The sequence below is a fragment of the Variovorax sp. V116 genome, from assembly GCF_041154435.1.
GTDB classification, from domain to species: Bacteria; Pseudomonadota; Gammaproteobacteria; order Burkholderiales; family Burkholderiaceae_C; genus Variovorax; species Variovorax paradoxus.
The window spans coordinates 1,030,257-1,042,917 of sequence record NZ_AP028661.1 but is presented as its reverse complement, the minus strand read 5'-3'; the positions used below and the strand labels follow the sequence as shown (position 1 = coordinate 1,042,917).

Below are 12,661 nucleotides of genomic sequence, written 5' to 3'. Positions count from 1 at the left end.
CGGCCTACCAGGCCCGCGCCACTTCGCCGAAGCCGCGCGGTGCGCGCTTTTCGTCTTCGAAGGTGACGACCTCGTAGGCATCGCTGTGGGCCAGCAGTTCGCGCAGCAGCTTGTTGTTGAGCGCGTGGCCTGAGCGGAATGCGGTGTAGGCCGCGAGCAGCGGCTTGCCGATGATGTACAGGTCGCCCATGGCGTCGAGGATCTTGTGCTTCACGAACTCGTCGTCGTAGCGCAGGCCCCCGGCATTGAGCACCTTGGTGTCGTCCATCACGATGGCGTTGTCCAGGCCGCCGCCGAGCGCGAGGCCCTTGCTGCGCATGTATTCGACTTCCTTGGTGAAGCCGAAGGTGCGCGCGCGTGCGATGTCGCGGCTGTAGGAATCGGTGCCGAGGTCGAACTCCACGCGCTGGCCGGTGGAATTGACCACGCGGTGGTCGAAGTCGATCTCGAAGCTCAGCTTGTAGCCGTGGTAGGGCTCCAGGCTCGCCCACTTCTCGTTGGCGCCCTCGCCCTCGCGCACCTCGACCTTGCGCGTCACGCGGATGAAGCGGCGCGGCGCCTTCTGCAGCTCGATGCCCGCGCTTTGCAGCAGGAACACGAAGGACGAGGCCGACCCGTCGAGGATCGGCACTTCGTCGGCCGTGATGTCGATGTAGAGGTTGTCGATGCCCAGGCCCGCGCAGGCCGACATCAGGTGCTCGACCGTCTGCACCTTGGCGCCGCCGGTCGAGACGGTGGAGGCCAGGCGCGTGTCGGTCACCGCTTCGGCGGTCATGCGGATGTCGACCGGCTCGGGCAGGTCGACGCGCCGGAACACGATGCCGGTGTCCACCGGTGCGGGGCGCAGCGTCAGCTCCACGCGCTGTCCGCTGTGAAGCCCCACGCCCACGGCGCGGCTGATCGACTTGAGGGTTCGTTGTTGCAGCACGCCGAAGATTTTAGGCGCGCGGCGGCCATGCCGCCCTATTCCCCTCGCTATGGCAGCGATAGACATGGGTTCTATGCCCACCGGCCGGCGATGGACGCAAGGGGCACGAAGCGAACGCAGCGCCTAGAGCCGGCAGAAGTCCCTTTCAGGTCTTCCCCGCACCCCTTGCGAACCTTCGTGCCCTCTGCGTTCGGTTGCCCTGCCGTCAATCGGCTTGACGGCGCAGGAATGCCGGGATCTCGAAGTCGTCCATGCCGCCCGACGACAGCGCGTCCACCTTGGCCGCGGCCATGGTGCGGTTGGTGCGCCACACGCTGGGAACGGCCATGCCGTCGTAGTTCGGCTGGTTGCCGCCGCCGTGGCCGGCGTGGCCCGCATGGCCGGCGCCGAGCGTGGGCACGTTGAACGGGATGTTGTCGGTGCCGGTGCGGATCACTTCGAGCGTGGGGGCCTGGCGGCGCGCATCGGCGCGCGAGAGACCGGTGGCGACCACCGTCACGCGCATCTGGTCGCCCAGGCTCTCGTCGTAGGCCGCGCCGTAGATCACGTGCGCATCGGGCGAGGCATAAGCGCGGATGGTGTTCATCGCGAGCTTCGACTCGTTCAGCTTCAGCGAGCCCTTCGATGCGGTCACCAGCACCAGCACGCCCTTGGCGCCCGAGAGGTCGATGCCTTCGAGCAGCGGGCAGGCCACGGCCTGCTCGGCGGCGATGCGCGCGCGGTCCGGGCCTGCAGCGGCCGCCGTGCCCATCATGGCCTTGCCGGGCTCGCCCATCACGGTGCGCACGTCTTCGAAGTCGACGTTCACGCCGCCGTACTCGTTGATGATTTCCGAGATGCCGCCGACGGCGTTCTTGAGCACGTCGTTGGCGTGCGCGAAAGCTTCGTCCTGTGTGATGTCCTCGCCCAGCACGTCGAGCAGCTTCTCATTGAGCACCACGATCAGCGAGTCGACGTTGGCCTCGAGCTCGGCCAGGCCGGCGTCGGCGTTGGTCATGCGGCGACCGCCTTCCCAGTCGAAGGGCTTGGTCACCACGCCCACGGTGAGGATGCCCATTTCCTTGGCCACGCGCGCAATCACGGGTGCCGCGCCGGTGCCGGTGCCGCCGCCCATGCCGGCCGTGATGAAGAGCATGTGCGCGCCGTCGATGGCGGCGCGGATGTCGTCCACCGCGGCTTCGGCCGCGTCACGGCCCTTGTCGGGCTTGCTGCCCGCGCCGAGGCCGCTGGTGCCCAGCTGGATGATCTTGTGCGCGTTGCTGCGCTGCAGTGCCTGCGCGTCGGTGTTGGCGCAGACGAACTGCACGCCCTGCACGCCACGCTCCATCATGTGCGCGACGGCATTGCCGCCGCCGCCGCCGACTCCGATCACCTTGATCTGGGTGCCCTGGTTGAATTCTTCGACTTCGATCATTTCGATGGTCATTTCTAACTCCTTGAATTTGCAGTTGCCGTTGTGTATCTATGAATTTTTCTGGTTCTCGACGAGTTCAACGAAGCTGTCGTCGCGGCGGTGGACCCGTGCGCCGCCATCGCTCGTTGAAATGCAAGGGCGGACCGCCGCGTGCGAGCCAGAGTGGGGAGTGGTTCATGGTCAGAAGTTCCCCACGATGAAGTCCTTGAAACGTCCGAACGCAGTCTTTACGGACCCGTTCTTCTGCGCCACCTTGAAGCCGCGCATGCGTGCGAAGCGCGCTTCCTCGAGCAGGCCCATCACGGTGGCCGCGCGCGGCTGCGCCACCATGTCGGAGAGCGCGCTCGAATACTTCGGAATGCCGCGGCGCACCGGCTTCAGGAAGATGTCCTCGCCGAGCTCGACCATGCCGGGCATCACGGCGCTGCCGCCCGTGAGCACCACGCCCGAAGAGAGCACTTCTTCGTAGCCCGACTCGCGCACCACCTGCTGCACCAGCGAGAAGATCTCCTCGATGCGCGGCTCGATCACGCCGGCCAGCGCCTGCTTGCTCAGCATGCGCGGGCCGCGGTCGCCCAGGCCGGGCACTTCCACCTGCGTGTCGGGATCGGCCAGGAGCTGCTTGGCGTAGCCGTTCTCGACCTTGATGTCTTCGGCGTCCTTGGTGGGCGTGCGCAGCGCCATCGCGATGTCGCTGGTGATGAGGTCGCCCGCGATCGGGATCACCGCCGTGTGGCGGATCGCGCCGTTGGTGAAGATGGCCACGTCGGTGGTGCCCGCGCCGATGTCCACCAGCACCACGCCGAGCTCGCGCTCGTCCTCGGTCAGCACCGCCTGGCTCGAGGCCAGCGGGTTGAGCATCAGCTGGTCAACTTCGAGGCCGCAGCGGCGCACGCACTTGATGATGTTCTCGGCCGCGCTCTGGGCGCCGGTCACGATGTGCACCTTGGCCTCCAGCCGCATGCCGCTCATGCCGATCGGCTCCTTCACGTCCTGGCCGTCGATCACGAACTCCTGCGGCTCCACCAGCAACAGGCGCTGGTCGCTCGAGATGTTGATGGCGCGCGCGGTCTCCACCACGCGGGCCACGTCGGCGGGCGTGACTTCCTTGTCCTTCACCGCCACCATGCCGCTCGAATTGATGCCGCGGATGTGGCTGCCGGTGATGCCGGTGTAGACGCGGCTGATCTTGCAGTCGGCCATCAGCTCGGCCTCCTTCAAGGCCTGCTGGATGCTCTGCACCGTGGCGTCGATGTTCACCACCACGCCGCGCTTGAGGCCGTTGCTCGGCGCGATGCCGAGCCCCGCGAGCTTGAGTTCGCCGCCGGGCAGCACCTCGGCGACGACCACCATCACCTTGGCGGTTCCGATGTCGAGTCCGACAACCAGGTCTTTGTATTCTTTGGGCATTGAATGTCCTCGGTATTCGCTATCTATTTCTTCTTGGTCTTGGGGTCGGCAACGACCGTGGTGACGCCGCGAAGACGCAGCGCATAGGCGTCGTTGTGCCGCAGGTCGGCCCCCTCGACGTCCGCCGCGGTGCGACGGTATTGGCCCGCGACCTGGGTCACGGTCTTCAGGAAACGCTGGGTGCGGGCCGTCACTTCCTCGGCCTGGCCGCGGCCCAGCTCGATCTCGGCGCCGGTGTCCAGCACCGCCTTCCAGCTGCCCCGGCTCGACAGCGTGAGTTCTTCCACGCTGAAGTCGTAGGGCGGGAACAGCGGCGCAATCACGCGGTACATGCCAAGCACCTGCCCGGCCTGCTCGATCGGACCGTCGAGCCGCGGCAGCCGGTCGTCGACCTCGGCCACGTTGGCTTCGAACACCTCGCCGAAGCCGTTGATCAGCTTCGAGCCGGCCTCGTCGCCCCAGTTGGCCACCGGCACCTGCTCGGTCAGCGTCACGCGCAACTTGTTCGGGAACTCGCGCCGCACCACCGCCTTGCGCACCCACGGCACCGACTCGAAGGCCGTCCGCGCACGCGCCAGGTCGACGGTGAAGAAGTTGCCCGCGAGCTGCGGCGCGACGTTGGCGCGCAGCGTCACGGCGTTGTTGTGCGTCACGTCGCCGTCGACCTTGATGCCGCCGATGGGAAAGAACGGCTGGCGCAGCACCCACCATGCGCCTGCCGCCAGCAGCATGAGCGCCACCACCACGAACGCCAGGTTCGAGACGATGTTCATGAGCTTGACGTCGAAGGGCACGGGAATGCTGTCGGCCATGGCTATTGCGCTCCCCCCGCGGCATCCAGCGAAGCCGAGGCCAGCACGCGCAGGCACAGGTCTTCGTAGGCAATGCCCGATGCGCGCGCCGACATGGGCACCAGCGAATGGCTGGTCATGCCGGGCGAGGTGTTCATCTCGAGCAGGAAGGGCTTGCGGTCGCTCGCGCGGATCATCACGTCGGCGCGGCCCCAGCCGCGGCAGCCGAGCGTGTGGTACGCGGCCAGCGTGATGCGCTGGATCTCGTGCTCCTCGGCTTCGGGCAGCCCGCTCGGGCAGTGGTACTTCACGTCGTCGGTGAAATACTTGTTCTGGTAGTCGTAGGCGCCTTCGGGTGCGGCAATGCGCACCACCGGCAGCGCGCGCGCGTCGAGCCCCTGGCCGAGCACGGCGCAAGTCACTTCCTCGCCTTCGATGAATTCCTCGCACAGCACGTCGGCGTCGTACCTGGCCGACAGCGTCACCGCGTCCTGCATCTGCGAATAGCCCTCGACCTTGGTCACGCCGATCGACGAGCCCTCGCGCGGCGGCTTCACGATCAGCGGCAGGCCCAGAACGTCGGGCACGGCGCGGACCTGCTCGCGGCTTTGCTGGTCGAACGCCAGGCGCACGTACCGGGGCGTCGGCAGGCCGTCGGCCTGCCAGATGCGCTTGGTCATGACCTTGTCCATGGCCACGCTCGAAGCCATCACGCCCGAGCCGGTATAGGGAATGCCGAGCAGCTCGAGCGCGCCCTGCACCGTGCCGTCCTCGCCATGCCGGCCATGCAGCGCGATGAAGCAGCGCGCGAAGCCCTCGCGCCGCAGCTCGACGAGGTCGCGCTCGGCGGGATCGAAGGCATGCGCATCGACGCCGCGCGAGCGCAGCGCCTCGAGCACGCCGTTGCCGGACAGGAGCGAGATTTCGCGCTCGGCGGAGCTTCCGCCGAACAGCACGGCCACCTTGCCGAACTGCTTTGGATCCTGAAGGCTCATGATGCCTCCCCCTTGCGCCTGGTGCGCGTTGTTTGTTGCGGCAGCGATGCCGCGGCTGCAATTTCAACCACCTTGCCCGGCACGGCGCCGATGGAGCCGGCGCCCATGCAAAGCACCACGTCGCCGGCGCGCGCGTTGTCCAGGATGGCCTGCGGCATGGCGCCGATGTCGTCGACGAACACCGGCTCCACCTTGCCGGCCACGCGCAGGGCGCGCGCCAGCGTGCGGCCGTCCGCCGCCACGATGGGCGGCTCGCCCGCGGCATAGACCTCGCCCAGCAGCACCGCGTCGGCATTGCCGATGACCTTGACGAAGTCCTCGAAGCAGTCGCGCGTGCGGGTGTAGCGGTGCGGCTGGAAGGCCAGCACCAGCCGTCGCCCCGGAAACGCGCCGCGTGCGGCGGCAATGGTTGCGGCCATCTCGACCGGGTGGTGGCCGTAGTCGTCGATCACGGTGAAGCTGCCGGCCGGCTCGCCCTGCGCGGCCACCTCGCCATAGCTCTGGAAGCGGCGGCCCACGCCCTTGAAGCCGGCCAGGCCGCGCTGCACCGCTTCGTCGGGAATGCCGAGTTCCACCGCCACCGCGATCACCGAGAGCGCATTGCGCACGTTGTGCTCGCCCGGCAGGTTCAGCACGATCGGCAGGTCGGGCAGCGTGACGCCGTTGCGCCGCTGCGCGGTGAAGTGCATCTGGCCGCCCACTGCGCGCACGTCGATCGCGCGCACCTGGGCCTCTTCGCCAAAGCCGTAGCTCGTCACCGGGCAGGTGACTTCGGCCACGATGTCGCGCACCGCCGGATCGTCGGTGCACAGGATGGCCACGCCATAGAACGGCATGCGGTGCAGGAAGTCGACGAAAGCCTTCTTGAGCTTCGCGAAGTCGTGCCCGTAGGTTTCCATGTGGTCGGCGTCGATGTTCGTGACCACCGCCATGACGGGCAGCAGGTTCAGGAACGAGGCGTCCGACTCGTCGGCCTCCACCACGATGTAGTCGCCGCTGCCGAGCTGCGCATTGGCGCCGGCACTGTTCAGGCGCCCGCCGATCACGAAGGTCGGGTCGAGCCCGGCCGCATCGAGCACGCTCGCCACCAGGCTGGTGGTGGTGGTCTTGCCGTGCGTGCCCGCAATCGCGATGCCCTGCTTGAGGCGCATCAGCTCGGCCAGCATCAGCGCGCGCGGCACCACCGGAATGCGCTTCTCGCGCGCGGCCAGCACCTCGGGGTTGTCCGACTGCACCGCGGTGGAAGTGACCACCGCATCCGCGCCGTCGATGTGCGCGGCGGCGTGGCCCACGAAGGTACCGATGCCCAGGCCGGCAAGCCGGCGCAAGGTGGCGCTGTCGGCCAGGTCGGAGCCGGTGATGCGGTAGCCCAGGTTGAACAGCACTTCGGCGATGCCGCTCATGCCCGAGCCGCCGATGCCCACGAAATGGATGTGACGAATCGCGTGCTTCATCTGGCAAGCTCCTCGCAGGCGCGGACGACCGCTTCCACTGCTTCGGTCTTCTGCATGGTTTTGGCCTTGGCGGCCTTGTCGATCAGCGCGGTGCGCTCGGTTTTCTGTAGCAAATCAGCCAGCAATTCAGGAGTGAGGTCGGCCTGCTGCACCAGCCAGCCGCCGCCCGCGTCGACGAGGAAGCGCGCGTTGGTGGTCTGGTGGTCGTCGACCGCCGAGGGAAAAGGCACGAACAGCGCTGCTGCGCCGACGGCCGCGATTTCTGTTACGGTGCTGGCCCCGGCGCGCGCGACGATGATGTCGGCGTCGGCGTAGGCCTGCGCGGTGTCTTCGATGAAGGGCGTGAGTTCGCCCTCGACGCCGGCTGCCGCGTAGTTGGCGCGCAGTTCGTCGATCTGTTTGGCGCCGCTCTGGTGCAGCACCTGCGGGCGCACGGCCGGCGCAATACGCGCCAGCGCCTGCGGCACCACGGCGTTGAGTGCCTTGGCGCCCAGGCTGCCGCCAACCACCAGCAGACGCAGCGGCCCGCTGCGGCCGGCGAAGCGCACGGCCGGTTCGGGCTGCGAGGTGAACGCCGCGCGCAGCGGATTACCTACCCACTGCGCCTTCTTCAGCACATTGGGGAAAGCCGTGAACACGCGGTCGGCCACACCCGCCAGCACCTTGTTGGCAAGGCCGGCCACCGAGTTCTGCTCATGCAGCACCAGCGGCTTGTTGAGCAGCACGCTCATCATTCCGCCCGGAAAGGTGATGTAGCCGCCCAGGCCCACGACGACGTTGGGCTGCACGCGGCGCACCACGCCGATGCTCTGCCAGAACGCGCGCAGGAGCCGCAGCGGCAGCAGGAACAGCGTGAGCGGCCCCTTGCCGCGCACGCCGCCGAACTGCACCGGCTCGAAGGCGAAGCCGCGCGGCGGCACGAGCTTTTCTTCCATGCTGCCGGGCGCGCCCAGCCAGTGCACGCGCCAGCCGCGCTCGCGCAGCGCCTCGGCCACCGCGAGCCCCGGAAAGATGTGGCCGCCGGTGCCGCCGGCCATGACGAGTGCGGTGCGCCCGGTCATATGCGGCCTCCCCGCATCAACACACGATTCTCGTAGTCGATACGCAGCACCACCGCCAGCGCCACCAGGTTCATCAGGATGGCCGAGCCGCCGAAGCTCATCAGCGGCAAGGTGAGCCCCTTGGTCGGCAGCGCGCCGAGGTTCACGCCCATGTTGATGAAGGCCTGGAAGCCGATCCACACGCCCACGCCCTGCGCCACGAGGCCCGAGAACACGCGGTCCAGCGCAATCGCCTGGCGGCCGATGTGCATGATGCGGCGCGTGAGCCAGAGGAACAGGCCGATGATCAGCAACACGCCGACCAGGCCGAACTCCTCGCCGATCACCGCGAGCAGGAAGTCGGTGTGCGCCTCGGGCAGCCAGTGCAGCTTCTCGACGCTGCCGCCCAGCCCGACGCCGAAGATCTCGCCGCGCCCGATGGCGATCAGCGAGTGCGACAGCTGGTAGCCCTTGCCCAGCGCATGCTCCTCGCTCCACGGATCGAGGTACGCGAAGATGCGCTCGCGTCGCCACGAGCTGGAGGCGACGATGGTGCCGAAGGCCACCACCACCAGCGCCGCGATCACGAAGAACATGCGTGCGTTCACGCCGCCCAGGAACAGGATGCCCATGGCGATCACGGCAATCACCATGAACGCGCCCATGTCGGGCTCGGCCATCACCAGCATGCCCACCACCACCACCGCCACGCCCATCGGCAGCACGGCGCGGAAGAAGCGCTCCTTGATCTCCATCTTGCGCACCATGTAGCTGGCGGCATAGAGCACCATCGCGAGCTTGGCAAGCTCGGACGGCTGGAAGCGCATGAAGCCCAGCGGCAGCCAGCGCCGCGCGCCGTTGACGTTGATGCCGATGTGCGGAATGAGCACCGCCACCAGCAGCAGCAGCGAGGCCACGAAGAGCCAGGGCGCGGCGCGCTCCCAGGTCTTCATGGGAATCTGGAAGGCCAGCAGCGCCGCAATGAACGCGAACACCACCGAGGCCGCATGCCGCGTGAGGAAGAAAGATGCGCTGTAGCCCGCACGCGCGAAGCGCGGGTTGTCCGGCAGCGCGATGGAGGCCGAATACACCATCACCAGGCCCCAGGTGAGCAGCGCGACCGTGACCCAGACCAGCGCCTGGTCGAAGCCGAGCACGCGCATCGGCGCGGCCTTGGTCTGCGTGACACCGGCGCCGCCCAGCCGCACCGGCAGGTGCACGGGCAGCGAGTCGATGCCGCTGCGCGCGCGGCTGAACCAGCCGCCGAAACGGCTGGTCTTCGCGTTGGGCGTGGCGCCTGCGGCCGTGGTGTTCAAGCCGGACCTCCCGAAGAAAAATCGGCATCGTTCGACGACGGGCCGGCCATGCGAGGCTCGTCCTCGAGCGCCTGCACGGCCTCGCGGAACACGGCCGCGCGGTGCTCGTAGTCCTTGAACATGTCGAAGCTCGCACAGGCCGGCGACAGCAGCACGGCATCGCCGGGGTTGGCGCGCGCGGCGGCCAGCTTGACGGCCTCCTGCATCGAGCCCGCATGCATCAGCGAGGCGCCGGTGGCGGCCAGCGCCTGCTCGATCAGCGGCGCATCGCGGCCGATCAGCACCACGGCGCGCGCGTACTGCGCGACGGGCGCGGCCAGCGGTTCGAAGTCCTGGCCCTTGCCCTCGCCGCCGAGGATCACAACCACGCGGCGGTCTTCGCCCAGGCCGTTGAGCGCGGCGACCGTTGCGCCGACGTTGGTGCCCTTGCTGTCGTCGAAGTACTCGACCTCATCGACGATGGCGATTGGCTCCACGCGGTGCGGCTCGCCGCGGTATTCGCGCAGGCCGTAGAGCATCGGCCCGAGCGGGCAGCCGGCGGCGCTGGCCAGCGCGAGCGCCGCCAGCGCGTTCATCGCGTTGTGGCGGCCGCGGATGCGCAGCACGTCGGCGGGCAGCAGGCGCTGCAGGAAGATTTCTTCCTCGACCACTGCGCCGCGCTTGCGCTTCTGCGTTTCGTCGGCCTCGAGTGCGCGCACCAGCCAGGCCATGCCGTTGACGCGCTCGATGCCGTAGTCGCCCGGACGCAGCGGCATCGACGCGCCGAAGGTGACATGGGCGCGGACCTGCGGGCGCTGCAGCTTCACCTTGACGGGCGCGGGCAGCATGGCCATCACGCCAGGGTCGTCGCGGTTGAGCACCATGAGGCCCTGCGTGCCGAAGATGCGCGCCTTGGCCGATGCATACGCCTGCATGTCCCCATGCCAGTCGAGATGGTCCTGCGTGAGGTTGAGCACGGTGGCGGCAGTCGGCTCGAAGCCCTGCACGCCGTCGAGCTGGAAGCTCGAGAGCTCGAGCACCCAGACATCGGGCAGCGTCTCGGCATCGATGTGTGCGGCCAGGGTGTCGAGCAGCGTCGGGCCGATGTTGCCGGCCACGGCCACGCTCTTGCCCGCGCGCTCGACCAGCTGGCCGGTGAGCGCGGTGACGGTAGTCTTGCCGTTGGTGCCGGTGACGGCGAGCACCGCGGGCGTGTAGCCCCTGGGCGCCGGCGGCTCCTCGATCGGCACGAGCTTGAGCTGCGGCGTGTCTTCTTCCTCGACTGCGGCGGAGGCCGGGTTGGTGGCGGAGAGTTCGGCGATCTTGGCGACGAACTCGGCGGCCTCCCTGGCGGCCGTGGGGACGTAGGGCTGGCCGGGGGTCGGCAAGCGAGACACGGTGGCAGGCGCGGACGCGGGCGCGGGTGCCGGTTCGGCGGCGTCCTGCGTCTCGGCTGCCGGCGCCTGCTCCTGCGCTGGCTGTTGCTCGTCGCCTGGCGGCGGCGCGGCGGGAACGCTCAGCGACGGGTCGCGCGGCATGGCTTCGGCCTGCGCGGCGGGCGGTGCGGGCTCGGCTTCTGCCGCATCGGCAGCGGCATCGGCCACGGGCTCGGCCGCTTGCGGCATCTCGGGCGTTGCCGGCTCTTCCGGTGCCGCGGCGTCCGCAGCTTCCGCCGGCTCACCAGCGAGCGGCAATTCGCCTTGCGCATCGGGTTCCGCGACGGGCTCCGCCGGCACCTCCACCGCAGGCTCGTCTTCCGGCACTTCAGGCGCCGCCTCGGCCACCGGCACCTCGACGGTCCGCAGGTCCAGCAGCGCGCGCGCAAACAGATCCAGTTCGCCGCCGACCGCGAGCCCCACGGCCCGCGCCGCATCGACGACCGGTGCGATGGTGGCGGGCGACAGGCCCGGCGAGCGGTACACCGCGCGGATCGGCGTGCCTTCGACCAGCGCGGCCGAGAACGGCCCGCCGATGAACGCCACCTCGGGCCATTCCGCCCGCAGCGTCGCAAGCAGCGCCGGCGCCTCGCGCGTGTCGGCCACCGTGACGACCGCGCCGTGGCGCGCGCACCAGCGCGCCATCGCCAGCCCGGACGCACCGAGGCCGAGGATCAATACGGGGAGGTCTTTCAGGTGCCGCATGTGTTTTTTCTTCTCACCGCAGCTTCAGCGTCGACAGGCCGATGAGGCACAGCAGCATCGTGATGATCCAGAAGCGCACCACGACCTGCGTCTCGCGCCAGCCGCTCTTCTCGAAGTGGTGGTGCAGCGGCGCCATCTTGAGCACGCGGCGGCCCTCGCCGTAGCGCTTCTTGGTGTACTTGAAGTACATGACCTGCGCCATCACCGAGATCGCCTCGACCACGAAGATGCCGCCCATGATGAAGAACACGATCTCCTGGCGCACGATGACCGCGATGGTGCCTAGCGCGCCGCCCAGCGCGAGCGCGCCCACGTCGCCCATGAAGACCTGCGCCGGATGGGTGTTGAACCAGAGGAACGCGAGCCCTGCGCCGGCCATGGCCGAGCAGAACACCAGCAGCTCGCCCGAGCCCGGGATGTTGGGAAACAGCAGGTACTTGGAATACACCGCGCTGCCCGTCACGTAGGCGAACACGCCCAGTGCCGAACCCACCATCACCACCGGCATGATCGCCAGGCCGTCCAGGCCGTCGGTCAGGTTGACCGCGTTGCTCGCGCCCACGATCACCAGGTACGTGAGGATCACGAAGCCGATGCCGCCGAGCGGGTAGCTCACTTCCTTGAAGAAGGGCACCAGCAGGTTGATCTTGGGCGGAAAGTCCAGGTCGAAGCCCGACTGCACCCAGGCGAAGAACAGCTGCAGCACGCGCCAGTTCGAACTTTCCGAGATGCTGAAGAGCAGGTAGAAGCCCGCGATCAGGCCCACCACCGACTGCCAGAAATACTTCTCGCGCGAGCGCATGCCCTCCGGGTCCTTGCGCACCACCTTGCGCCAGTCGTCGACCCAGCCGATGGCGCCGAAGCCCAGCGTGACCCACAGCACGATCCACACGAAGCGGTTGGAGGGGTCGAACCACATCAGCGTGGCGAAGGCAATGGCGAACAGCACCAGCACGCCGCCCATGGTGGGCGTGCCGCTCTTGGTGAGGTGCGTTTCCATGCCATAGCCGCGCACCGGCTGGCCGATCTTGAGCGCGGCCAGGCGGCGGATCACATAGGGCCCGGCCACCAGGCCGACCACCAGCGCCGTCAGCGCAGCCATCAGCGCACGGAAGGTGAGGTACTGGAAAACGCGCAAGAACCCGAACTCGGGCGAAAGTGTCTGCAGCCATTGGGCCAGGCTCATCAGCATG

The 12,661-nt window shown here is 68.4% G+C and carries 10 protein-coding genes; all 10 read right to left on the bottom strand.

Going from position 1 to position 12,661, the window contains the following annotated elements:
* Positions 1-4 precede the first annotated feature (4 nt).
* Entirely contained in the window at positions 5-928 is a 924-nt protein-coding gene (gene lpxC / locus ACAM58_RS04785) for a UDP-3-O-acyl-N-acetylglucosamine deacetylase (protein ID WP_012746074.1), read from the bottom strand.
* A gap of 205 nt (positions 929-1,133) precedes the next feature.
* Positions 1,134-2,354 (bottom strand): cell division protein FtsZ, encoded by a 1,221-nt coding sequence (ftsZ, locus tag ACAM58_RS04780; RefSeq protein ID WP_012746073.1) that lies wholly within the window; start codon positions 2,352-2,354, stop codon positions 1,134-1,136.
* Between the two features lie 168 nt (positions 2,355-2,522).
* On the bottom strand, positions 2,523-3,752 hold the full coding sequence (gene ftsA / locus ACAM58_RS04775) for a cell division protein FtsA (RefSeq protein WP_007832444.1): 1,230 nt from the start codon (positions 3,750-3,752) through the stop codon (positions 2,523-2,525).
* 23 nt (positions 3,753-3,775) lie between these two features.
* Positions 3,776-4,564 (bottom strand): cell division protein FtsQ/DivIB, encoded by a 789-nt coding sequence (locus ACAM58_RS04770; RefSeq protein ID WP_012746072.1) that lies wholly within the window; start codon positions 4,562-4,564, stop codon positions 3,776-3,778.
* A gap of 2 nt (positions 4,565-4,566) precedes the next feature.
* Entirely contained in the window at positions 4,567-5,538 is a 972-nt protein-coding gene (locus ACAM58_RS04765; protein ID WP_012746071.1) for a D-alanine--D-alanine ligase, read from the bottom strand.
* Positions 5,535-6,992, bottom strand: coding sequence for a UDP-N-acetylmuramate--L-alanine ligase (gene murC / locus ACAM58_RS04760; RefSeq protein WP_012746070.1), 1,458 nt, complete (start codon positions 6,990-6,992; stop codon positions 5,535-5,537). Before murC ends, ACAM58_RS04765 begins: the two co-directional genes overlap by 4 nt.
* Positions 6,989-8,053: an undecaprenyldiphospho-muramoylpentapeptide beta-N-acetylglucosaminyltransferase gene (murG, locus tag ACAM58_RS04755; RefSeq protein ID WP_018903637.1), complete on the bottom strand. Its 1,065-nt coding sequence runs from the start codon at positions 8,051-8,053 to the stop codon at positions 6,989-6,991. The genes murC and murG overlap by 4 nt, the downstream gene beginning before the upstream one ends.
* Positions 8,050-9,348: a putative lipid II flippase FtsW gene (gene ftsW / locus ACAM58_RS04750; protein ID WP_012746068.1), complete on the bottom strand. Its 1,299-nt coding sequence runs from the start codon at positions 9,346-9,348 to the stop codon at positions 8,050-8,052. Before ftsW ends, murG begins: the two co-directional genes overlap by 4 nt.
* Positions 9,345-11,468, bottom strand: coding sequence for a UDP-N-acetylmuramoyl-L-alanine--D-glutamate ligase (gene murD, locus ACAM58_RS04745; RefSeq protein WP_012746067.1), 2,124 nt, complete (start codon positions 11,466-11,468; stop codon positions 9,345-9,347). Before murD ends, ftsW begins: the two co-directional genes overlap by 4 nt.
* Positions 11,469-11,481: 13 nt before the next feature.
* The gene (mraY, locus tag ACAM58_RS04740; RefSeq protein WP_012746066.1) at positions 11,482-12,660 is read right to left on the bottom strand and encodes a phospho-N-acetylmuramoyl-pentapeptide-transferase; all 1,179 of its coding nucleotides are present in this window, start codon (positions 12,658-12,660) and stop codon (positions 11,482-11,484) included.
* Position 12,661: the final 1 nt, after the last annotated feature.

What these genes read in the sequence shown, in the direction of transcription:
- ftsZ (WP_012746073.1), bottom strand. Translation starts at nt 2,354, where the DNA reads ATGACCATCGAAATGATCGAAGTCGAAGAATTCAACCAGGGCACCCAG.
- ftsA (WP_007832444.1), bottom strand. Translation starts at nt 3,752, where the DNA reads ATGCCCAAAGAATACAAAGACCTGGTTGTCGGACTCGACATCGGAACC.
- ACAM58_RS04770 (WP_012746072.1), bottom strand. Translation starts at nt 4,564, where the DNA reads ATGGCCGACAGCATTCCCGTGCCCTTCGACGTCAAGCTCATGAACATC.
- ACAM58_RS04765 (WP_012746071.1), bottom strand. Translation starts at nt 5,538, where the DNA reads ATGAGCCTTCAGGATCCAAAGCAGTTCGGCAAGGTGGCCGTGCTGTTC.
- murC (WP_012746070.1), bottom strand. Translation starts at nt 6,992, where the DNA reads ATGAAGCACGCGATTCGTCACATCCATTTCGTGGGCATCGGCGGCTCG.
- murG (WP_018903637.1), bottom strand. Translation starts at nt 8,053, where the DNA reads ATGACCGGGCGCACCGCACTCGTCATGGCCGGCGGCACCGGCGGCCAC.
- murD (WP_012746067.1), bottom strand. Translation starts at nt 11,468, where the DNA reads ATGCGGCACCTGAAAGACCTCCCCGTATTGATCCTCGGCCTCGGTGCG.
- mraY (WP_012746066.1), bottom strand. Translation starts at nt 12,660, where the DNA reads ATGCTGATGAGCCTGGCCCAATGGCTGCAGACACTTTCGCCCGAGTTC.